The sequence below is a fragment of the Pseudomonas campi genome (genome assembly GCF_013200955.2).
Taxonomy (GTDB): domain Bacteria; phylum Pseudomonadota; class Gammaproteobacteria; order Pseudomonadales; family Pseudomonadaceae; genus Aquipseudomonas; species Aquipseudomonas campi.
Map to the genome: position 1 here is coordinate 3,087,123 of NZ_CP053697.2, position 21,324 is coordinate 3,108,446.

The following is a 21,324-nucleotide window of genomic DNA, read 5'->3' on the forward strand; positions in this document are numbered from 1 at the left end:
AAATCAGGGCTGCAGCAGCAGCTCCAGACGGGTGATAAAGGCATCCAGGGCTTGCGTGCTGCGGCCGACCTTGAGTCGCGCCAGCACACCCTGCCAGGCGTTGGCGATAAAACTGGCGAGGTTGGCGCAGTCTTCCTCGGCACTCAGCTCGCCGGCCTGGCGGGCCTGTTCCAGGCAGCGCTGAAGGATATCCACCGAAGCCTGCTGAATCGCTTCGACCTGTGCACCGATGGCCGGCAGCAGCTCGCTCATCTCGAAACTCAGGCTGCCGATGAAGCAGTGGTATTCGGCTTTTTCCTGGCGCAGAAAATGCGCCTGCAGCTCGCGGTAGTAAGCCAGGATACGTGCTCGCGGGCTCAGCTCGGGGTTGCCCAGGGCTTCGGCATAGCGCTGCAGGCGCGGCTGGTAAACAAACTCCAGGGCCTGCAGGGCGAAGTCTTCCTTGCTCGCAAAGTAGTGGTAGAAGGAACCCTTGGGGATGCCCGCCGCCTGGACGATTTCCTGCACCCCGGTGCCGTGGTAGCCGCGGCGGGTCATCACCGCCGAGCCCTTGGCCAGGATCAGGTCACGCTTGTCGAATCGAATGCTGGTGTTCATGGCGACGAGCATATGACCGGTCGTCTCGCCTCGCCCAGCACTATTGATCTGCGTGATGGTGACCTAGAACCTCTGCCGAATGTTCGGCACACCAGCGCGACGGCAACCTGCGTGGCGTCGGTTCCCGCTCATGTCCTGCAGATCGACAGACGCAGCGTCTGGGGCACGGTCAGTCGCGCCCCTCGCATTTGACTTCTTCCTTGAATGTCTCGTAGTCGGCCTCAAGTTTGACGTGGCACGGGCCATCCCAGAACTCGTCCTTCCACTTCCCGTGCCACGTGGCGCCAATGCCGTCCTTGCACTTGACCTCCCGCTTGAACTCGCCGTGCTTCGATTCCTGTTTGACTTCGCATGGCCTGGCCCAGTGCGCCTCGCGCCCGTCGTCACGCCACCAGCGTCTGTTCGAGTCATCATCGGCGAGCACATGTGGCGTGATGGCAGCTAGCACGACGAATGTGCAAATAGCGCGGCGGATCATTTCGGGTCTCCTTGGCGATGGCGGACAAGCGCAAGCGCGCCTGTCTGTGTGACCGCCAGGGTGCTCATTTATTCCCGGGGCACGGCCCTCGATTCACAGCCAGGTAACCTGCTGCTCAAGCGGAAAGCGCAGACGCGGGTTGTACACGCCCTTCTCGCCCTGGCGGCCCACGGCCAGCAGCATGATCGGCAACGCCTGGCGCGGGATGTCCAGCACCTTGCGCAGGCGCACCTCGTCGAAGCCTTCCATCGGGCAGGTGGCGTAGCCGTGGCTCTGGAAGGCCAGCATCAGGTTCTCGGCGGCCAGGGCCGTCGACTTGACCGCCCAGATGCGCATCTGCGCCCGGCTGTTGGGCGTGCGCATCAGCGGCTTGCGCAGTGCGGCCAGGCGCACCAGCTGGCGCTTGAGCAGGCCGAACAGGCCCAGCGGGCCCTGGTTGTACTGGAACGGTGCGGTCTTGGCGTAGAAGCTGCGGATGCGCGCCGGTACCTCGGGTTCGGGCCAGTAGTCGACGATGTTCTGGCAGGCCTGGCGCCAGGTATCCGGGCGCGCCAGCACGGCGATGATCACTGGCGCCTTGGCCGCGTTCTGGCTCATGCACACCGGGTGCAGGCGCGCCAGCAGTGCCGGATCGCGAATCACCTGGAAGCTCCAGGGCTGCAGGTTGCAGGAGTTGGGTGCGAGCACGGCCAGTTCCAGGCAGTCGCGGATCACCGCCTCGGGCACCGCCTCGTCGGTAAAGCGACGCACCGCGCGGCGACTCTCGATCAGCGCACGCAAAGCCGCCGGCGAGGCATGGGCCACGGCATCATCCTGGGGAAAACTGGTCATCGCGGGGCTCCTCGGCAAGTCAGCCGATTAAGCAGGGCGATGCACTGATCGACAAGCCGTACGGGGGAAACAGCCGGAGCATTGGCGCATTTGCCCGCTATTGGGCAAATGCGCCCGGAAGATCAACCGAGCGCTTTCTCAATGGCCTGAATCAGCGCCGGATCATCCGGCGTGGTGCGTGGGGAGAAACGCGCCAGCACGCGGCCATCACGGCCGACCAGAAATTTTTCGAAATTCCAGGTGATGTCGCCAGGGAACTCGGCACCCTCGCCCGCCAGCAGGCGGTACAGCGGGTGACGGCCGGGGCCGTTGACCTCCAACTTGCTGCCCAGGGGGAAGGTCACGCCGTAGGTGAGGCTGCAGAACGTGCGAATTTCCTCTTCAGTACCCGGCTCCTGGCCGGCGAACTGGTTACACGGCAGGCCCAGCACGGTAAAGCCGCGCTCGCGGTACTGCTGGTAGAGGGTTTCCAGGGCGGCGTACTGCGGGGTCAGACCACACTTGGAGGCGACATTGACCACCAGCACCAGTTGGCCTTTGTAAGGCGCAAGGGGCAGATCCTGGCCATCCAGCGCACGCAGATTGAGGTCGTGAAAGGCACTCATGAATAACTCCTTGAGCATGCAAGATATTCTGCGCAGAGGACAAAAAAGGCGCCCGCGGGCGCCTTTTCCGTTCACTCAGCGTAGCAGCCGCGACCACCGATGGAACGACCATAAGTCGTTTTGCGGGGTCATCAATCAGGCTGCTTATCAGTGGTGATGACCACCTTCGCCGTGGATATGACCGTGTGCCAGTTCTTCGGCCAGGGCCTCGCGAACGCTGACCACCTTGACCTGGAAGTGCAGGCGCTGGCCGGCCAGCGGGTGGTTGCCGTCGACGATCACGTCGTCGCCGTCGAGGTCACGGATGGTGACGATCTGCATGCCGCCGTCCGGGCCGGAGGCATGGAACTGCATGCCCACTTCCAGCTCGTCGACACCTTCGAACATGCTGCGGTTGAGGGTAGCTACCAGCTCGGCGCTGTATTCGCCGTAGGCATCCACCGGCTCGATGGCCACCTTCAGCTCGTCACCGGCCTGCTTGCCTTCGAGGGCCTTTTCCAGGCCGAGGATGATGTTACCGGCGCCGTGCAGGTACGCCAGCGGTGCGCCACCGGCGGAGCTGTCGATCACCTCACCGGCATCGTTGGTCAGGGTATAGTCAATGGAGACTGCCTTGTTAGCGGCGATCAGCATGAGGTGGGACCTTTTGCAAAAGATTGAAGAACGCGCGAGTTTACCTGCCGGCTCGGTCGAATGCGACCAGAAGCCGGACGGACGGAGCCAACTGCTGGGCTTCCATCAGGATGAAGATGGCCATTGGGTGGCCGAGCTGTCCTGCGGGCATACTCAGCACCTGCGCCACCAGCCGCCCTGGCAGAACCGCGACTGGGTGCTCGATGCCCAGCAGCGCCAGCAACGCGTCGGCCAGCCGTTCGCCTGCGGCTGGTGTCAGGCCGAGCTGGAAGGTAGAGCCTACAAGGCGCCGACAACGAACAAGGAGTAAGCATGCCGGCACGCAACATTCTGGTGATCAACTGCGGCAGTTCGTCGATCAAGTTCGCCCTGGTCAACGAAGCCCAACCCGACTTCATCCTCAGTGGCCTGGCTGAACGCCTGGCCAGCCCGGAAGCGGTGCTGCACTGGCAGCACGCCGGCAACAAGGACAGCCTGTTGCTGCAGGGCGGTGACCACCGCGCCGCCCTCGCCCAGCTGCTGCCGCTGGTGCAAAGCGCCGCTGGTGGCCAGCTGCATGGCATCGGCCATCGCGTGGTGCATGGTGGCGAGCAGTTCACCAGCGCCTGCCTGATCGACCCGCTCAGCCTGCTGGCGATCCGCGCCACCGCGCCGCTGGCGCCACTGCACAACCCGGCCAACCTGCTGGGTATCGAGGCCGCGCTCAAGCTGTTCCCCGAGCTGCCGCAGGTCGCGGTATTCGACACCGCCTTCCACCAGAGCCTGCCCGAACACGCCTTCCGCTACGCCGTACCGGAGGCGCTGTACCGCGAGCATGGCGTGCGCCGCTATGGCTTCCACGGCACCAGCCACCGCTTCGTTAGCCAGCGCGCGGCCGAGATGAGTGGCCTGGCCTTTGCCGACAGCAGCTGGCTGTCGGCGCACCTGGGCAATGGCTGTTCGACCTGCGCCATCGTCAACGGTCAGAGCCGCGACACCAGCATGGGCCTCACCCCACTGGAAGGCCTGGTGATGGGCACCCGCAGCGGCGACGTCGACCCCAACCTGCACGGCCACCTGGCGCGCACCCTGGGCTGGAGCCTGGAGCGCATCGACAGCCTGCTGAACAAGGAAAGCGGCCTGCTTGGCCTGTCCGGCCTGTCCAATGACATGCGCAGCCTGGAGCAGGCGCGCGCCCAGGGGCATGTCGGCGCGACCCTGGCCATCGAGGTGTTCTGCTACCGCCTGGCCAAGTCCCTGGCCGCCATGAGCTGTGCCCTGCCGCGGCTGGACGGGCTGATCTTCACCGGCGGCATCGGCGAGAACTCGCCGTTGATCCGCAGCAAGACGCTGGCGTACCTCAAGCTGTTCAATCTCGCCCTCGATGAAACGGCCAACGCCGCCTGCACCCGCGGCGCCGCCGGGCCGATCCATGCCCCAGGCAGCCCGCGCGTGCTGGTGGTGCCGACCAACGAGGAGCGGCAGATCGCCCTCGACACCCTGGCCCTGCTCGATGCCTGAACCGCTCATGACCCACACCGCACCCCGGTCAAAACACCCGTAGGAGCGAGCTCTGCTCGCGAACCGAATGCCGCAAGCGCTTCGCGATCAACGCGAGTGCCTACCAGGACGGATAACCCATGCAGACCTTCTTCATCGCCCCCACCGGCTTCGGTGTCGGCCTCACCTCGATCAGCCTCGGCCTGGTTCGTGCCCTGGAGCGCGACGGCCTGAAGGTCGGTTTCTTCAAGCCGATCGCCCAGCCCCATCCCGGTGACGCAGGCCCGGAGCGTTCCACCGAACTGATCGCTCGCACCCTCGGCCTGAAGCCGCCCAAGCCACTCGACCTGGCACGGGTCGAGCACATGCTCGGCGACGGTCACCTGGACGACCTGCTGGAGGAGATCGTCAGCCTCTACCAGCAGGCCAGCGAAGGCATGGACGTACTGATCGTCGAAGGCATGGTGCCAACCCGCCACGCCAGCTACGCGGCACGGATCAACGTGCACCTGGCGCGCAGCCTGGATGCCGAAATCATCCTGGTCTCGGCACCGGAGGGCGATTCGGCCCAGGCCATGACCGAGCTGTCCGACCGCATCGAGATCCAGGCCCAGCTGTTCGGCGGACCGCAAGAGCCGAAAGTGCTCGGCACCATCCTCAACAAAGTGCGCGGCGAGGATTTCGCCGCGCGCCTGCAGGAGCTTTCGCCGCTGCTGAAGACCGAGCAGTTCCGTTTGCTCGGCTGTATTCCCTGGCAAGACGAACTGAATGCCGCGCGCACCCGTGACATTGCCGAGCTGCTCGGTGCGCGGGTGCTCAATGCCGGCGACTACGAGCAGCGTCGGGTGGCCAAGATCGTCCTCTGTGCCCGCGCCGTGCCCAACACCGTGCAACTGCTGACGCCCGGCGTGCTGGTGGTGACCCCCGGCGACCGCGACGACATCATCCTCGCCACCAGCCTGGCGGCCATGAATGGCGTGCCCCTGGCCGGCCTGTTGCTGTGCAGCGACTTCGCCCCGGACCCACGGATCATGGAGCTGTGCCGCGGCGCCCTGGCCAGCGGCCTGCCGGTGCTCAGCGTGAGCACCGGCTCCTACGACACGGCGACCAACCTCAACCGGCTGAACAAGGAAATTCCCATCGACGACCGCGAGCGGGCGGAGAAGGTCACCGAATTCGTCGCCAGCCATATCGACCACGACTGGCTCAAGCAGCGCTGCGGCAGCCCGCGCGAGGCGCGCATGTCGCCCCCGGCATTCCGCTACCAGCTGATGCGCCGTGCCCAGGCAGCGAACAAGCGCATCGTCCTGCCCGAAGGCAGCGAGCCGCGCACCGTGCAGGCCGCCGCCATCTGCCAGGCGCGCGGCATCGCCCGCTGCGTGCTGCTGGCCAAGCCGGAAGCGGTGCAGGCGGTGGCCAAGGCCCAGGGCATCGAGCTGCCGCCAGGCCTGGAAATCCTCGACCCGGACCTGATCCGCGAGCGCTATGTCGGGCCGATGGTCGAGCTGCGCAAGGGCAAGGGCCTCAATGCACCGATGGCCACCGCGCAACTGGAAGACACCGTGGTGATGGGCACCATGATGCTGGCCCTGGACGAGGTCGACGGCCTGGTCTCCGGCGCCATCCACACCACCGCCAACACCATCCGCCCGGCGCTGCAGCTGATCAAGACCGCGCCCGGCTACAACCTGGTGTCCTCGGTGTTCTTCATGCTGCTGCCGGATCAGGTGCTGGTGTACGGCGACTGCGCGGTAAACCCCGACCCGAACGCGGCCGAGCTGGCCGAGATCGCCCTGCAGAGCGCCGCCTCCGCCGAAGCCTTCGGCATTGCCGCGCGGGTAGCAATGATCAGCTACTCCACCGGCGATTCCGGCAGCGGCAGCGAGGTGGAAAAAGTCCGCGAAGCCACGCGCCTAGCCCGCGAACAGAACCCGCAGTTGCTGATCGATGGGCCGCTGCAATACGACGCCGCCGCCATCGCCAGCGTCGGCCTGCAGAAGGCACCGAACAGCCCGGTGGCCGGGCGCGCCACGGTGTTTATCTTCCCCGACCTGAACACCGGCAACACCACCTACAAGGCAGTGCAGCGCAGTGCCGACTGCGTCAGTGTGGGGCCGATGCTGCAGGGCCTGCGCAAGCCGGTAAACGACCTGTCGCGCGGTGCCCTGGTCGACGACATCGTCTACACCATCGCCCTCACCGCCATCCAGGCGGCAGCCAGGGAGTCATAAAAAGCTGTTCACGTTCTTTGCGTGTCCCCATGAACAGTGTGCAAGGCGAGTGCGATGCGCTTTTGCCCCCTCTCCCGTTCACGGGGGACGACTGCATGGATGTAGGTGGTAGAGCGATGCCGGATGCCAAAGCCGAGGACTGGGGAGAGGGAGAGTTGACCAATACCCCCCAGCCCCTCACCACAAGTGGGAGAGGGGAGCTTGGAAGCTCCGAGACCGGTTTAAAAAGGTTCATCGCGCTTTTCCGGGGAAGGCGGCCTTGATTTTCAGGAAGAAGTACGCCGAGTCCCGGAAGCCATAGGCCATACGTTTGATCACCTTGATGCGGTTGTTAACACCCTCAAGGACGCTGGTGTGCATGGGGAAGCGAGCACTGGCGAGGATGCCCCGGACGTATTTGCGCAGGTTGCGGGCAAAGCGTTGTAGCGGCGCCAGGCCGCTGTCCCGGGCGTGCCGCAGCCAGGTTCGCCAACGCCGCCAGCCCTCCCGCACACTGGGGGCGTACCAGACTTCCTTTAACGCATCCTTGAGCACATAGACCGTGGCCAGTGGCTGGTTGGCAGCGAGCAATTCTTGCAACTGCACGACCTGCCCGTCCTTGAGGTTTTCGCGATTGCGTAGCAGTAGCCAGCGGCTTTGCTTGACCACCTTGCGCGCCGGTTTGTCTTCGCGCAGGAGGTTGGCCTGATCGACCCGGATCCGGTCGATCACGTCACGACCGTAGCGCGCTACCACATGGAACAGGTCGTATACCACTTCGGCCTTTGGGCAGTGCTGCCGCACTTCCAGGTCGAAAGCGGTGTTCATATCCATGGCCACCGCCTCAATCTGCTGGCACCGCTCACCGAGCAGTTCGAAGAATGGACGGATCGCCTCGCGGCTGTTGCCGTGGCCGACCCACAGCACCCGCGTCCGCTCGGCATCCATGATCACCGTGGCGTAGCGATGACCCTTGTGCAAAGCAAACTCGTCCATCACCAGCCGGCGTACGTCGCCCGGCTCGAAGCCACCCACCTCAGCTTCCAAACGGCGTTTGTCGAGCGTCTTGAGCGTGTGCCAGTGCAGGCCAGTGAGGCGGCTAATGTGGCTGATGGGCAACAGTTGCAACAAGCTTTCGAGCCAGATCCGTAAACGCTGAGTCAGGCGGGACGATGGCTCCAGCCAGGCAATCCGCTCGGTCACCCGCCCACAGCCCAAGCAGTCGACGCGGCGCACCGGCAGTTGGAGCAGAACACGCTGATCCAGCAGATCACGGTCACGCACCTGACGGATGCGCCGCTCGTGGATCAACGGACAGGGTTTGGCACACCGGCTGCAAATCGGTAGGCGCTCGGCCTGAGGTTCAAGACTGATTAGCAGGGTGTCGTGAGTGGATTGGCGACAGGCGACGACTTCGTAGCCTGGCCAGAAAGCAGCAAGATCAATAGGATGCACGGCGACAGCAGGGTGTGGGGGTTGGTGTGTTTGGCGACTGCCAATTTACCCACTACCCTGACTGTCAACGCGCTCTTCCCCCAGAGTCCGCGAAGAGCCATAAAAAAGCCCGGCACACTGGCGGGGCTTTTTATTACCTGACTGTCAGTAATGCGGTGGCGGCGCCTCGCCTTCATCCAGGCCAAACTGGCCCTGCATTTCCTCCTGGCGCCGGGCCAAAGCCGCCAACTGCAATTGCAGGCGCTCGACAATTCGTTGCTGCTCAACCAGAACATCATTGAGTGCGGCAATGGTGTCATCCTGAAAAGCCTGGCGGCTTTCCAACTCGACAATGCGCTGTTCCAGATTCATGCATCAACCCTCGGCAAAGCAGAAGTCTTCCGTCAAAACCAGACGCAGGCGCTCACGCACAGCTGCAATCTGCTCAGGCTCGTAAGCCTTGGCGGGATGCTTGCCCCAGACCGGCGCAGGCCAGGCAGCATCCTCTCGCCGCCGCACAATCACATGCATATGCAGCTGACTGACCACATTACCCAATGTCGCGACATTCATCTTGTCGGCCACAAAGGCATCCTTGAGCGTTTCCGCCAGACGCGTGGTTTCCAGCCAGAGCGCCTGCTGATCGGCGTTATCGAGCTGGAACAGCTCGCTCACAGCCTCACGCCGCGGCACCAGGATGAACCAGGGGTAACTGGCATCATTCATCAGCAGCAGGCGACAAAGGGGGAAATCTCCAATCAGCAACGTGTCCTGCTGCAAGCGTGAATCCAGGGTAAACATCAGACCTTTCCTCAAGTTCGAAAGCCCATCGATAACAGGTACAAAGAATAACGGCAGAACCGAGTCAGTTCACTCAACTTCAGCAATCCAATCCGGCACCTTCCCCAGTGCCGCGCCCCACCCCAAGGCGCCTCCGCCACCACTTGCACAAGAACAGGCCATAAAGCCTTGCCGCAGCCGGCCAACAAAGATCACGCCCCGCACGACAAACCGAACCCGGCGAGCAGGCATCATGCGCCATAGAAGCCAGGTGGCGCGCCCCGAAGGACAACCCCCTCGCCCGACTTCGCGCGCAATCCAGCCCACCGCCCCGACGCAATGCACAGCCGCACCACTATTGTGCATAAGCGCAACGCGAATTCGACTCAGCGTTACCTGCGGGTAGTTTTTTCCTTACAGAATCAGGCTGCGGTAACGAAATGCTCGATACGGCAGCCCGTTAAGCCCTCTATAGCAGGCGCTAGCGCACAGCAGGAAGGCCCGAAACAGAAGCCAGACACCCATTAAACAAGCCGCTCAGGCAAGTTTTTGGGGGCATCTGGCATTTTGTGCACGGATGTTGCTATACATCCTGCACTCGGCAAAAACTCGATGCCTGTCGGTCCGCTAAGCCACCTCGCAAAGTCTCGAAGAAGAGCTCTAAGCGATTGGATTTGCAGACCTTTCAGGAACCGAAAAGCTGATGATTGAAGCGACTGAAAGCTACGGAATTGCGACATGGCGCATAGGATTTTGCGACATCGCCGTAAATAATCCGTAGGGAATAAGTGGCAACTGTCGCCAACTAATTCGTCGTGCTATAAGTTAGCGCCGACACAAAAAGAAAGAGCCGCCCATACAACAACTAATTGGGTAGCACAACTCTTCTAAACCAAAGGAGCAATCACAATGCAAGTGATGAAGTGGAGCGCACTGGCCCTGGCCGTAACCGCCGGTACCACCCAACTGGCTTTCGCCAGCGCACAATCCGAGTCGAAAGGCCTTATTGAAGATACCAGCTTCGACATCTTCAACCGCGCCCTGTACATGAACCGCGACTTCCGCAATGGCGCCACCAACAGTGCCAGCACTTCCGCCAACCCGGCGGGCTATCGTGAAGAGACCGGCCTGGGCATTCGTCTGCTGCTCGAATCCGGCTTCACCCAAGGCACCGTTGGTGTCGGTGTTGACGCCCACTCGCTCTCCAGCATCAAGATCGACAGTGGTCGCGGCAAATACGGCAACGGTCTGTTCGACCAAACCGGCGACGGCCGTGCTGATGACACCCAAACTGAAGTTGGCGGCGCCATCAAGTTCCGTGTTTCCGACACCGTACTGAAACACGGCAACATGTTTGTCGGTAGCCCGGTGCTCTCCACCGACGACAGCCGCATCCTGCCGGAAGTCGCCACTGGCACCTACCTGGTCAGCAACGAAATCGAAGGCCTGGAGCTGAGCGCAGGTCGCTTTACCGCCCTGAGCAGCCAAGCATCCAGTGATCGCGACACCGTTGAACTGACCGAAGGCGACATCTTCGGTGCCAGCTACGCCTTCACCGACAACTTCAGTGCAGCCCTCCACCACGGTGACTTCGAGGACTACCACAAGAAGACCTATCTCAACTTCAACTACACCCTGCCGCTGGCCGATGAGCAGTCGCTGAACTTCGACTTCAACGGCTACCGCACCACCGACGAAGGTGATGCTCTGGCAGGCGAGATCGACAACAAGATCTGGAGCCTGGCAGCCGGTTACACCTTCGGCGCTCACACCCTCACCCTGGCTCACCAGCGCTCCTCTGGCGATACCCGCTACTCCTACGGCTACGTAGACGGCGGCGGCACCGTGTGGCTGAACAACTCCGTTCAGTTCTCCGACTTCGACGCCCAAGACGAGCGGTCCTATCAGGCTCGTTACGACCTCGATATGGAAACCTTCGGTGTACCGGGCCTGAGCTTCATGACTCGTTACATCACTGGTGACGACATCACCACCAGCTCTGGCGAAGAAGGTAAAGAGCACGAGTGGAACTTCGAGACCAAGTACGTCATCCAGGAAGGCGCCGCCAAGGATCTGTCCTTCCGCGTACGTCACGCCATCTGGCGTGCCAACGACGCGTACAACGCTGACTACAGCGCTGACCTGAACGACACCCGCCTGATCGTCGAGTACCCGCTGGACGTGCTGTAAGTCCAAGCAGTACTTAAATCAGTGCAAAAAGAACCCGGCCTAGGCCGGGTTCTTTTTTATCCCCTGGTGCAACTCACAAAGGCAGCGCGTAGGTTCCCGTCACATGCGCCACCAGCTCCTCCTCCGCACCTAGCGAATAGAGCTGCACTTCGCACACCGCCTGACGTTTCGACAGCCGCAGAATGCGCGCCTCGGCCAGTAAATCCACGGGCTTCGGCTTGGCCAGGAAGTTGATGTTCAGGTTGGACGTCACCGCCATCTCTACGCGCCCCAAGCGCCCCAGCACCACCGCATACATGGCCGCATCGGCCAGCGACATGATGGTCGGCCCGGACAGCGTGCCGCCCGGACGCACCAGCTTGCCGTGGAACGGCACCCTGGCCACCGCCCGCTCCGTATCCAGGTGATCAATCCGCAGATCGATATCCTCGGCCATCGGCACCCCGGCGCGAATCAGCGCCTGCACCTGCTCAGCGGTCAACTCTGCCACCTTCAACTCCCGGTCTGATCCTGTACGCCACAGGACTGTCCCCGTACAATGCCGAGTCATTCTTTGCCCTCGCAACCGACAGAACGGCCAAACATGCGTACCAGTCAGTACCTGCTCTCGACTCTCAAAGAAACCCCATCCGACGCCGTGGTGATCAGCCACCAGCTGATGCTGCGCGCGGGCATGATCCGCAAGCTGGCATCCGGTCTCTACACCTGGCTGCCCATGGGGCTGCGCGTGCTGCGCAAGGCCGAGGCCATCGTTCGCGAAGAAATGAACGCCGCTGGCGCCTTGGAAGTGCTGATGCCAGCCATCCAGCCCGCCGAGCTGTGGCAGGAGTCGGGACGTTGGGAGCAGTATGGTCCCGAGTTGCTGCGCATCAAGGATCGCCACGGCCGCGAGTTCTGCGTCGGCCCTACCCATGAAGAAGTGATCACCGATCTGGCGCGCAACGAGCTGAACAGCTACAAGCAGCTGCCGATCAACCTGTACCAGATCCAGACCAAGTTCCGCGACGAAATCCGTCCGCGCTTCGGCCTGATGCGTGGCCGCGAGTTCCTGATGAAGGACGCCTACTCCTTCCACCTCGACCAGGCCTCGCTGCAGCAGACCTACGACCGCATGCACCAGGCCTACTGCAACGTGTTCAGCCGCCTGGGCCTGAACTTCCGCCCGGTACAGGCCGATACCGGCTCGATCGGTGGCACTGGCTCCCACGAATTCCATGTACTGGCCGAGTCCGGTGAAGACGATATCGCCTTCAGCGACGCCTCCGACTACGCCGCCAACATCGAGAAAGCCGAAGCCATTCCGCGTGAAACCAGCCGCGCCGTCGCCAGCGAAGAACTGCGCCTGGTCGATACGCCGAACGCCAAGACCATCGAGGAGCTGGTCAGCCAGTTCAACCTTGCCATCGAAAAGACCGTCAAGACCCTGGTGGTACACGCCGCCGAGGAAGGCAAGCTGATCGCCCTGATCGTCCGTGGCGATCACGAACTGAACGAAATCAAGGCAGCCAACCACGAGCTGGTCGCCAGCCCGCTGGTGTTCGCCTCGGAAGCCGAGCTGCGCGCCGCCATCGGCGCCGGCGCTGGCTCCCTCGGCCCGCTGAACCTGCCGTTGCCGTGCATCATCGACCGCTCCGTGGCCCTGATGAGCGATTTCGCCGCCGGCGCCAACATCGACGACAAGCACTACTTCGGCGTCAACTGGGAGCGCGACCTGCCGCTGTCGGCAGTCGCCGACCTGCGCAACGTGGTGGCCGGCGACCCGAGCCCGGATGGTCAGGGCACCCTGGTGATCAAGCGCGGCATCGAAGTCGGGCATATCTTCCAGCTCGGCACCAAGTACAGCGAAGCCCTGGGCTGCAAGGTACTGGGGGAAGGCGGCAAGCCGATCACCCTGACCATGGGCTGCTACGGCATCGGCGTCTCGCGCGTTGTGGCGGCCGCCATCGAGCAGAACTGGGACGAGCGCGGCATCCTCTGGAGCGACGCCCTGGCGCCCTTCCAGATTGCCCTGGTACCGATGAAGTACGACAACGAAGCCGTGCGCGAAGCCACCGACAAGCTGTATGCCGAACTGACGGCAGCTGGCTATGAAGTGCTGCTGGATGATCGCGACAAGAAGACCAGCCCCGGGGTGAAGTTCGCCGACATGGAGCTGATCGGCATTCCGCATCGCATCGTGGTCAGCGACCGTGGCCTGGCCGAGGGCAACCTCGAGTACAAGAACCGTCGCGACGCCGAAGCGCAGCCCGTATCCGCCGCAGACATCCTGTCGTTCATCAAGGCCCGTACCGGTCGTTAATCCAGGCAGTCAACAAGAGCCATCATGTTCAAGCGAAGCACCCTGCGCCTCGGCGCCTCCCTGGCTGGCGCCCTCCTCCTGGTGGGCTGCGCCAACCATCTGCCACAACGCAGTGAGCAGGAGGAACGCTTCGAGCGCAGACTGCTCGACCACAGCCTGCAGATCGATGTCGGCGAGCCGCGCGTACTCGAACTGCCACAGCGGCGGGTACGCGTGCAGGAGCAGAAGACCTTCGAAGTCACCGAGTTCGAAGTGACCCGCCGCTATGACCGCTACACCCCCTATCAGCCCTGGCGCGAGCTCTACGAAGTGCCTCTGGGAGCGGTCGCGGTAGTCGCCGGAGTGGGTGCCAACGTGCTCAACGTGATCATGCTGGGTCGCCTGCCCGACAGCGCCACCAAGGACTGGATCAGCTACGGCTTTGCCGGCCTCAACCCGGCGATGAACGTCGAGTCCAATGGCCGTTCGCAACAGAACCTGGCCAGCCTCGACGAGCGCCAGCTGGACAAGCGCATGGATTACTCGAGCCTGCCCTGGATCGAACGCCCGGTGCTGGTCAAGGCGGGTGAAAAGACCCACGAGCTGAGCACCGACCGCAATGGCATGCTGCGCCTGAACCTGCTCGATGATCCCTTTGCCGAAGAAGACGTGACCCGCATCGGCACCCTGCTACTGAGTGTCGAAGACCCGCTGGATAACACCCGTGCCGATGCCAGCCTGCTGGTCAGTCGCACCCTGCGCGGCAAGCTGCAGGAAGCCCACCACCTGATCTACGACGACTTGGAAGACGACGAAGTGGCGCAGTGGGTACACCGGGTCAAGCGCCTGTCCGACCTTGGTCTGGAAGAGGAAGCCAGCGAACTGGAGCAGAGCCTGATCGAGCTGACCCGCAACGATCCGGAACTGCAGCAGGAATTCCTCGGCAAGCTGATGAAAGACGCCGGGCGTCTGGTTGCCGATCCCGGCAGCGACTAAGAACCTGCCTCGGATCTCTTGATCGTCGGCCATGCTGCGTTGCAACGTAGTAACAGCCGAAGGCTGGTCAATTGGGCTCGGAAAGTCGCTTGCGACTAACGCGCTTCAGCGCGGCCCGAAGGGCGAGTGCAACGAGTACTGCTCATTTACGGCTTGTAAACTCCGCGCCCTCGCCCCATCTCGCCTTGCCTGGCTCTAGCTCAAAAGATCCGAAACAGGTTCTGAAGTTAAAGCCAAGCGCAGCAAACTGCGCTCAGCGGCGTGCGATGAAACCGGCAATGCCCTGCAGGGCATGCTCCTGCAGCTCGACCCCAGTGACCTGAGCCTGCTCCGGCCCCTGCTCGAGCCAGCCGGCCAGTTCACGCACCGCATCGGCCTCGCCTTCGACCAGCACCTCGACCCGACCGTCGTCCAGGTTGCGCACCCAGCCATCTAGATCGAGGCGCTCGGCCTCGGCGCAGGTGGACTGGCGAAAATACACACCCTGCACCTTACCGCTGACATAGCCATGCATGCAGATACGCGCCATCGTGCTACTCCTTGCCTTGCAGTTCAGTGAGTCGCGCCAGCAGCCCGGCGGCGCTCTGCTCGCCGAGCAGGCGTTCACGCACACGGCCTTGGTCATCGACAATATAAGTTACCGGTAGCACATCGTTGCGCGGCAGCTGATAGCGCGCTGCCGGGTCCTGCGCCAACACCGTGAAACGAATACCCAGCCCATCCACTGCCTTGCTCAAGGCTTCGCCTTGCAAGGTATCGAAGTTGACGCCAAGCACCCGCACAGCGCGCCCCTGCGCCTGTTCGGCCAGGCGGTTCAACTGCGGAATTTCGGTACGGCAAGGGCCGCACCACTCTGCCCAGTAATTAATCACTAACCACTGGTCATCCAGTTGTTCAGCCGTTACCTTTCGTCCATGCTGATCGACGCCCAAGTCCTCGGCGCAGCCGGCCAATAGAAGACCGGTCAGAATTCCCACCACAAACTGGAGCCGCATTCCCATGCAGTCGATCCTCGTGCACACAGGGTTGATATGACACTGGACGCCTTGCGCCTCGAAGTACCGGACATCCGCGAAGAAGATGTCCTGCCGCTGGCCGACCTTGGTGAGCAATTGGCGGCAGCCCGCCAGCAGTCTACGGAAAACGCCTTGCAGCAGGCGCTGACTCTGTTGTTCCAGCTCAATCGCAGCGCCATGACCTTACTTGAAAGGCAGCGCGCCCTGCAAAGCTTCAGCGAAGAATACCGTCACTATGCCGCGCTCTTTGCCGGCAGTACCGCACCGTCGGCATTGTTCGTGCGCCTGTGCAGCGAGCTGGCGATAGGTTTCAAACGCCTGCTGCTGCAGATACTCCAGGGACGCCACCCTTCGCGCCCGCACCTGGCCTGGTGCCTGTACATGGCGGAGCACTTCATTGCCCAGACTCTGATGCGCCATTACCAGCTGTATCAGGAGCCACCAGAAGGACTGTGGCGTGACAGCCACCTGCTGTACTGGATCGGGGAACATCAGAACTGCCTCGACGAACATGTCGCCGCCGCCTTCCAGCCGACACCCGCCGCCACGCTGCGCGGTCTCTATCAGCAGACCCTGCTGCTGGCCATGAGCAACCCCTTCCACCTGGCCGAAGGTGAATGCCCCATCCTGTTCGGCGCGCTGACACCCCTGGCTGGCCTCGCCAGCCTGCAGCCCTGGGAAGATGACGAGGACAGCGAGGCAACCATTGTCGACCTGAGCCTGGCGCAACCCTGCCTGGCGCTGGAGCAGCCGCAGGACAGCGATCCGCGCAACCTGCGCCGCCTTGAGCTGGGCGCATTGCTGGTGGCCCTGCACGAACCGGCACCACTGCAGACTACAGCCGAGCGTGAGCTGCTCGAGCGGGTCCAGCAACACTGGCTCGGCCGCCAACAGCGACGCCACCCGCGCGCTGACTTCAGTGCCGACTGCAGCCTGGTCATCGGCCTGCTCAACATTCATGCGCAACTACTGGAAAAGCGCCCTCAGGCCTGCCCCGCACAGATGCTCGACGCCAGTCCGGGCGGTGCGCGCTTGCACTGCAATGCCGACCAGGGTGGACAGCTGCCCGTCGGCCAACTGGTGCTGGTACTCGCCAGCAAGGGCACGCCCAGCCTGGCAGTGGTGCGCTGGCGCCATCTCAACAGCGAAGGCCTGCACCTGGGGCTGCGTTACCTGAAGGGGCTGCCGCGCCCAGTCTGGCTACGCCGTACGCCCAGCGCGCAAACCCACCCCGGCGTCCTGCAAAGCACCCCGGCTCCCGGCAATGGCTGGCACCACGGCCTGTGGCTGCCGGGCGGTCAGTTCGTTGAAGGAGAAAATCTCTGGCTGCAGCTGGCCAATGTAAACAACCAGGCCGTGGTGCAATTGCCGGCAGCGAACCTGACTACCCCGTCAGTGGTGCGCCACCCGCTGCGCCTGGCCTGAAACTGCGAGCAAGGTCACAGCCATCGGCGCCAGAGCGCACAGTTTCACGGTTCCGCCCGCCCCTATAATCGCTCCACTCCAACACCTAGAAGAGCAAAGCGGAGCCCGCCTAATGTCCCAAGCCCACGACAAGCTGATCGGCCCAGTACCTTCCAGCATCGTCAATTGCGCCCGTACCAGTGTCACCCCGTACGAAGGCCGCGTGGCAGAGTTCAACGTAGCCGTGTGGCTGCAACTGCCAGGGCTGGCCAACCTGCCGGTATCACTGATCGTCAGCTACCATGATGGCGGCCAGCAGCGCGAGGTCGCGGTAGACCATGGCAAGGTCAATGTGCACAACAAGGTCATGCTGTCCGGCGTGGCCCGTCTGCCGGTAAAACAGAAGATCGAGAACATGCAGGTACGCCTGCGTTCTGCCGTAACGGCCAAGACCCTGGTGGTCGAAGAACTGTTCGTGCAGGCGGTTGAACTGCTCAACAGCGATACCCGCCAAGCCACAGCCTGATTCGCCCTAGCTGCCAACACCGACCCCGCGCCCAGACGCGGGGTTTTCATTTGCCGGATCAGGCACTCTCCACATTGCGCTCGACGGCTTCGAGCTCCTGGCCTGCTGCCTCCTCGGCAGCGACCTTGCGGGCCAAGGGCGCCAGCGACTGTGGCCAGCGCGCAAAGCGCAAGCCGGTGATACGGTTCAGGCGCTCCAATGCCCCTTCCGCATCGCGCTCGCGCAGATGAATCACTTTAGGTTCAGCACTGTTCATGACATCCGATTTCCCTGAGCAGCCAGAAGTTACTGGCAGTCTGCCAGCAAGTACCTGATAGATAGCCAGAAGCATGCCAGCGCTGCAACCCCGCAGAATGCGGGCTCGCGAAGAAATACTGCCGCCACCGAAACCAGCACTACGCCCTAAACTGACTTTTTTTGTCACCTGACGAACAGGGCTGGTGGCCCGCCCCGGACTGAGCGAACGCAGTACGGCCAAGCCCCGTTCGCCCACTTGCCGGGGCAAGCGCTGACAAGCCGCCCCCAGCGTAAGCGCCCGACACCTTTTTTATCTCGCCAGTTCCCCCGGCTTTGTGATATTTCTCAATCGTTTAGCTGACCTGGCCGACCAGGGTGCAACGCAGTCACTACACACAACGAACTGCGCCACGGCTGAACCATTGCAACAGGGGATGGCGGGCCACGGCACGCCAGAAACAGACAAGCCAACCGGGGACCCTCATGAACAGGCTTGTGCTGCTAATCGTTGTGCTGGCGCTTGCCGGCTGCTCTGCAACTGCCAAGACGTATGAGAAGAAGGGCCGAAAAGGCCTGCATATCAATTGCTCCGGACTGACCTCCAGCTGGGAGCAGTGCGAGAAGAAGGCCACCATCGCCTGCGGCAGCAAGGGCTACAAGGTCATGGCCAAAGCCGGCAGTGAGAGCGGCGAGGATGATCCCGCGGATTTCGTCTTCGGCCTCAACCCGGCCGGGTTCTCCAGTCGTACCATGATCGTGCTGTGCAAATAGCCGATCACTGACCGCCCCAACCTGCTCTGTTCCTGCGACTAGCCGCAGGACTGTCGACGCCGCCCCGCCCAACGCCCCTTGCTGAATCCAGCACAGGCCACTGGAGCATGCAAAGCACGCATCCAGCCCACGCAAGAGCGCCACCAAATCACCGCAACGGCACACCCCAACGCATTGCAGCGCCCCTCCTCGCCCCCTTTCGGCAAACGAACAGCTATCCGACCCAATATCTGGCGTGCACCGCCGGTGCTGAACAGAAACGGGGCGAATTTCTCGCCAACTCGCCAAAATAATCGTGAAAGTACCGTTCTAGAGCCTTCCAAGACAGGTGGCACACGCCTTGCTCTTTCGCCAAAGGCGCTTCTTGATAACTCACGATAACTATACGAACCGCTTGGCTACGCCCCATCTCTCGATCTGCCGAACAGAACCTACTTCTAAAAATTGCAGCGAGGATTCAGCACATGGAACAGGCAACCCCAACCCTGGAAGAGCTGCACCAGCTCCTCCGGATGTCCGAGACCATCAATATGGAAATCTTCTATTGGTGGTGTATCGCCCTGATGGTCGTCATCCACGCCGGCTTCCTGTCCTACGAAATCGGCGCCTCGCGCCTGAAAAACGCCCTGACCGCCGGGGTGAAGAACATCCTCGCCTTCGCCTTCATCGTGCCGACCTTTTTCTTCTTCGGTTGGTGGATCTACAACGGCTTCGCCACCGGCATCGTGCCGAATCTGGAAGGCGCCGCCGCCAGCCTGCCGTGGAGCGGCAGCATGGGGCCGAACATCAAGGACAACGCCACCGGCATCTTCTGGGCCGCCTTCGCCCTGTTCGCCGCCACCACGGCCTCGATCATGTCCGGCGCGCTGATCGAACGCACCCGCATGAGCGCCTTCATCATCCTCGCCATCATCCTCGGCTCCGGCGTGTGGATTCTCGGCGCAGCCTGGAGCTGGCACCCGGCTGGCTGGCTGACCACCGAGTGGGGCTTCCATGACGTCGGCGCGGCCGGTTGCGTGCACACCATCGCCGGTTTCTTCACCCTCGGCGTACTGATCAACGTCGGTGCCCGTATCGGTCGCTTCAATGCCGATGGCAGCGCCAACGAAATCGTCGGCCACAGCATGCCGATGAGCGTGATCGGCCTGATGCTGGTGATCGTCGGTTTCTTCGGCTTCCTCGGCGGCTGCATCATCTACAACATCGGCGGCCAGTGGACCAACATCTACGGTCAGCCGACCACCCTCTCCGCCTTCGCCTTCAACACCCTGATGGGTTTTGCCGGCGGCCTGATCGGTGCCTACCTGACCACCCGCGAACCGTTCTGGATGATGTCCGGCGGCCTGATCGGCATCATCTCCGTGGCCCCTGGCCTGGACGTCTACTACCCGCCGCTCGCCTACGTGATCGGCATGGGCGTGGCGGCTGCCGCGCCGCTGGTGCAGAAGTTCCTGGTCAAGCGTGGCATCGATGACGCCGTGGGCGCCTTCGCGGTACACGGCTTCGGCGGTTTCGCCGGCATCGTGATCAGCGGCATCTTCATCGCCGGCTACCCGAACATGGGTGAAGGCGTACCGCCGGTGAACTTCCTCGGCCAGGCCGGCGGTGCCGTGGTGCTGGCCCTGCTGGGCTTCATCCCCGGCTATCTGATCTCCCTGCTGCTGAAGAAACTGGGTGTCCTGCGCGTCCCGGCGCATGCCGAAGTACGCGGCCTGGACCTGGTCGAAGTGCCGGCCAAGGCCTACCCGGAGTGGGCGCTGACCGGCGCCAGCATCACCGTCACCAGCGCGCCTGTTGCCAGCGAAGTCGCTGTCGGCGCAGCCAAACCCGCCTGAAACTGAAAACTGTCGCGCGGCGGCACCGCCCCGCGCGCTCTACCTGGGAGAAATGCCATGAGCAGTCCGATTACCAGCTGGGAAGGTGCCAGCAGCATTTTCACCTACGCCGACAAACCCGCCGTGCTGGGTTTCATCCTGGCGGTAGCGGTGGCCCTGACGGTCTTCGCCATCTGGGCCACCGTGCGTCACGAGAAACACAGCTACAACAACCCGATGACGAAATGAAGGGTGCGGGCCGGCACCTGCGGGTGTCGGCCCAGTACCAAGGTTGTGCCCATGCTTAGCCCGGTCTTTCTTCTCGACACACCCCCCAGCCTTGGCCTCAAGGCCAGCGCCTTCACCCTTCACGGCCTGGTCAATCAGCACTATTGCGCTGCCCTGCAACAGCGTCTGCAGCAGCTGCGCAACGAGTTCAACCCCCAACACAGCTGGCTCTGCCAGGCCGGTTTTCTCGATCTGCGCCTGCGCACCGGCCGCTCAGCCAAACGTTTTCCACCGTCGCCACTGACGCTGTATGAGCAGCAGCAGAGCACGGGACGCCTGCGCGCGGTTTCACCGCTGGTGGACCTGTACAACCAGTGGTCGCTGAACAGCGGCCTGTCGATCGGTGCCCACGATCTGCAGTGCCTGCAACTCCCGGTCAGCCTGGCCCTGAGCCGCGGCGGTGAGTCCTTCAGCGGGCTCGGCAGTGACAGCCCCACCCTGCTCCCGGCCGGCGAGTACGCCTACTTCGATGCCCGCGGCCAGGTCCTCTGTCGCATGGAATACCGCCAGGCCAACGGCAGCGCCGTCGCCGCGCAGACCCACGCGGCCCTGTTCATCGTCCAGGGCCATCCGCACACCGATGGCGATTACCTGCGGCAGATCGCCGAAGGCCTCAAGGCCGACCTGCAGCGCTACTGCAGCGGCCTGCCCTGCGTCGCCTGAAAACGCTGCATAGCCTGCTGCGTGTGGGTCATGCTGGATTGCCACGCGATAGACGAGCCAACGCCGCTGTTTCGGCCTATCGTTGCACTATCTT

Annotated in this window: 24 protein-coding genes; 12 read left to right on the forward strand and 12 right to left on the reverse strand. The window is 62.9% G+C overall.

Features of this window, described 5'->3' with window-relative positions:
- Positions 1-3: 3 nt before the first annotated feature.
- The 5 genes from HNE05_RS14315 to HNE05_RS14335 form a co-directional block, all read right to left on the reverse strand.
- Entirely contained in the window at positions 4-597 is a 594-nt protein-coding gene (locus HNE05_RS14315; protein ID WP_476693099.1) for a TetR/AcrR family transcriptional regulator, read from the reverse strand.
- 169 nt (positions 598-766) lie between these two features.
- On the reverse strand, positions 767-1,075 hold the full coding sequence (locus HNE05_RS14320) for a hypothetical protein (RefSeq protein WP_173208587.1): 309 nt from the start codon (positions 1,073-1,075) through the stop codon (positions 767-769).
- A gap of 93 nt (positions 1,076-1,168) precedes the next feature.
- Entirely contained in the window at positions 1,169-1,906 is a 738-nt protein-coding gene (locus HNE05_RS14325; protein WP_173208588.1) for a nitroreductase family protein, read from the reverse strand.
- Between the two features lie 122 nt (positions 1,907-2,028).
- Complete coding sequence (locus HNE05_RS14330; protein ID WP_173208589.1) at positions 2,029-2,511, reverse strand: glutathione peroxidase; 483 nt, start codon at positions 2,509-2,511, stop codon at positions 2,029-2,031.
- Between the two features lie 147 nt (positions 2,512-2,658).
- On the reverse strand, positions 2,659-3,144 hold the full coding sequence (locus tag HNE05_RS14335) for an FKBP-type peptidyl-prolyl cis-trans isomerase (RefSeq protein WP_173208590.1): 486 nt from the start codon (positions 3,142-3,144) through the stop codon (positions 2,659-2,661).
- Here HNE05_RS14335 and HNE05_RS14340 point away from each other — a divergent pair.
- The 3 genes from HNE05_RS14340 to pta all read left to right on the forward strand — a co-directional run bounded on the left by HNE05_RS14340 (position 3,113) and on the right by pta (position 6,854).
- Positions 3,113-3,454 carry a DUF3565 domain-containing protein gene (locus HNE05_RS14340; protein WP_173208591.1) on the forward strand — a complete coding sequence of 114 codons (342 nt, stop codon included), beginning with the start codon at positions 3,113-3,115 and terminating at the stop codon, positions 3,452-3,454. The two genes, HNE05_RS14335 and HNE05_RS14340, sit on opposite strands and share 32 nt — an antisense overlap.
- Positions 3,455-3,456: 2 nt before the next feature.
- A complete protein-coding gene (locus HNE05_RS14345; protein ID WP_173208593.1) occupies positions 3,457-4,644 on the forward strand; it encodes an acetate kinase in 1,188 nt (395 codons plus the stop codon).
- A gap of 119 nt (positions 4,645-4,763) precedes the next feature.
- Positions 4,764-6,854 (forward strand): phosphate acetyltransferase, encoded by a 2,091-nt coding sequence (pta, locus tag HNE05_RS14350; RefSeq protein WP_173208595.1) that lies wholly within the window; start codon positions 4,764-4,766, stop codon positions 6,852-6,854.
- 231 nt (positions 6,855-7,085) lie between these two features.
- Here the strand turns inward: pta and HNE05_RS14355 are convergent, their stop codons facing one another.
- From HNE05_RS14355 to HNE05_RS14365, 3 genes are all read right to left on the reverse strand, one after another.
- Positions 7,086-8,288, reverse strand: coding sequence for an ISL3 family transposase (locus tag HNE05_RS14355; protein ID WP_173208598.1), 1,203 nt, complete (start codon positions 8,286-8,288; stop codon positions 7,086-7,088).
- Between the two features lie 144 nt (positions 8,289-8,432).
- Positions 8,433-8,639, reverse strand: coding sequence for a SlyX family protein (locus HNE05_RS14360; protein WP_173208600.1), 207 nt, complete (start codon positions 8,637-8,639; stop codon positions 8,433-8,435).
- A 3-nt stretch (positions 8,640-8,642) separates the two neighbouring features.
- Positions 8,643-9,068: an HIT family protein gene (locus HNE05_RS14365; protein WP_173208601.1), complete on the reverse strand. Its 426-nt coding sequence runs from the start codon at positions 9,066-9,068 to the stop codon at positions 8,643-8,645.
- Between the two features lie 888 nt (positions 9,069-9,956).
- On the opposite strand from HNE05_RS14365, the gene HNE05_RS14370 reads away from it, so the two are divergent.
- Entirely contained in the window at positions 9,957-11,237 is a 1,281-nt protein-coding gene (locus tag HNE05_RS14370; RefSeq protein ID WP_173208602.1) for an OprD family porin, read from the forward strand.
- Between the two features lie 73 nt (positions 11,238-11,310).
- Here HNE05_RS14370 and HNE05_RS14375 read toward each other — a convergent pair whose 3' ends face one another.
- Positions 11,311-11,718: a PaaI family thioesterase gene (locus HNE05_RS14375; RefSeq protein WP_173211684.1), complete on the reverse strand. Its 408-nt coding sequence runs from the start codon at positions 11,716-11,718 to the stop codon at positions 11,311-11,313.
- 102 nt (positions 11,719-11,820) lie between these two features.
- Here HNE05_RS14375 and HNE05_RS14380 point away from each other — a divergent pair, with 102 nt between their 5' ends.
- Positions 11,821-13,536, forward strand: coding sequence for a proline--tRNA ligase (locus tag HNE05_RS14380; RefSeq protein ID WP_173208603.1), 1,716 nt, complete (start codon positions 11,821-11,823; stop codon positions 13,534-13,536).
- 24 nt (positions 13,537-13,560) lie between these two features.
- Positions 13,561-14,511: a hypothetical protein gene (locus HNE05_RS14385; RefSeq protein ID WP_173208604.1), complete on the forward strand. Its 951-nt coding sequence runs from the start codon at positions 13,561-13,563 to the stop codon at positions 14,509-14,511.
- A gap of 253 nt (positions 14,512-14,764) precedes the next feature.
- Here HNE05_RS14385 and HNE05_RS14390 read toward each other — a convergent pair whose 3' ends face one another.
- Complete coding sequence (locus HNE05_RS14390) at positions 14,765-15,040, reverse strand: acylphosphatase (protein WP_173208605.1); 276 nt, start codon at positions 15,038-15,040, stop codon at positions 14,765-14,767.
- A 4-nt stretch (positions 15,041-15,044) separates the two neighbouring features.
- Positions 15,045-15,512: a TlpA disulfide reductase family protein gene (locus HNE05_RS14395; RefSeq protein ID WP_420826970.1), complete on the reverse strand. Its 468-nt coding sequence runs from the start codon at positions 15,510-15,512 to the stop codon at positions 15,045-15,047.
- Positions 15,513-15,542: 30 nt separating this feature from the next.
- On the opposite strand from HNE05_RS14395, the gene HNE05_RS14400 reads away from it, so the two are divergent.
- Together HNE05_RS14400 and HNE05_RS14405 are read left to right on the forward strand one after the other, a co-directional pair.
- Positions 15,543-16,952 (forward strand): PilZ domain-containing protein, encoded by a 1,410-nt coding sequence (locus HNE05_RS14400; RefSeq protein WP_173208606.1) that lies wholly within the window; start codon positions 15,543-15,545, stop codon positions 16,950-16,952.
- 112 nt (positions 16,953-17,064) lie between these two features.
- Complete coding sequence (locus HNE05_RS14405) at positions 17,065-17,457, forward strand: hypothetical protein (RefSeq protein WP_173208607.1); 393 nt, start codon at positions 17,065-17,067, stop codon at positions 17,455-17,457.
- 58 nt (positions 17,458-17,515) lie between these two features.
- Here the strand turns inward: HNE05_RS14405 and HNE05_RS14410 are convergent, their stop codons facing one another.
- Positions 17,516-17,713: a hypothetical protein gene (locus tag HNE05_RS14410; protein ID WP_173208609.1), complete on the reverse strand. Its 198-nt coding sequence runs from the start codon at positions 17,711-17,713 to the stop codon at positions 17,516-17,518.
- 464 nt (positions 17,714-18,177) lie between these two features.
- On the opposite strand from HNE05_RS14410, the gene HNE05_RS14415 reads away from it, so the two are divergent.
- From HNE05_RS14415 to HNE05_RS14430, 4 genes are all read left to right on the forward strand, one after another.
- Positions 18,178-18,465, forward strand: coding sequence for a hypothetical protein (locus tag HNE05_RS14415; protein WP_173208610.1), 288 nt, complete (start codon positions 18,178-18,180; stop codon positions 18,463-18,465).
- Between the two features lie 464 nt (positions 18,466-18,929).
- Complete coding sequence (locus tag HNE05_RS14420) at positions 18,930-20,300, forward strand: ammonium transporter (RefSeq protein WP_173208611.1); 1,371 nt, start codon at positions 18,930-18,932, stop codon at positions 20,298-20,300.
- Between the two features lie 57 nt (positions 20,301-20,357).
- Entirely contained in the window at positions 20,358-20,528 is a 171-nt protein-coding gene (locus tag HNE05_RS14425; RefSeq protein ID WP_173208612.1) for a hypothetical protein, read from the forward strand.
- Positions 20,529-20,579: 51 nt separating this feature from the next.
- Complete coding sequence (locus tag HNE05_RS14430) at positions 20,580-21,230, forward strand: phenylalanine--tRNA ligase beta subunit-related protein (RefSeq protein ID WP_173208613.1); 651 nt, start codon at positions 20,580-20,582, stop codon at positions 21,228-21,230.
- Positions 21,231-21,324 lie beyond the last annotated feature (94 nt).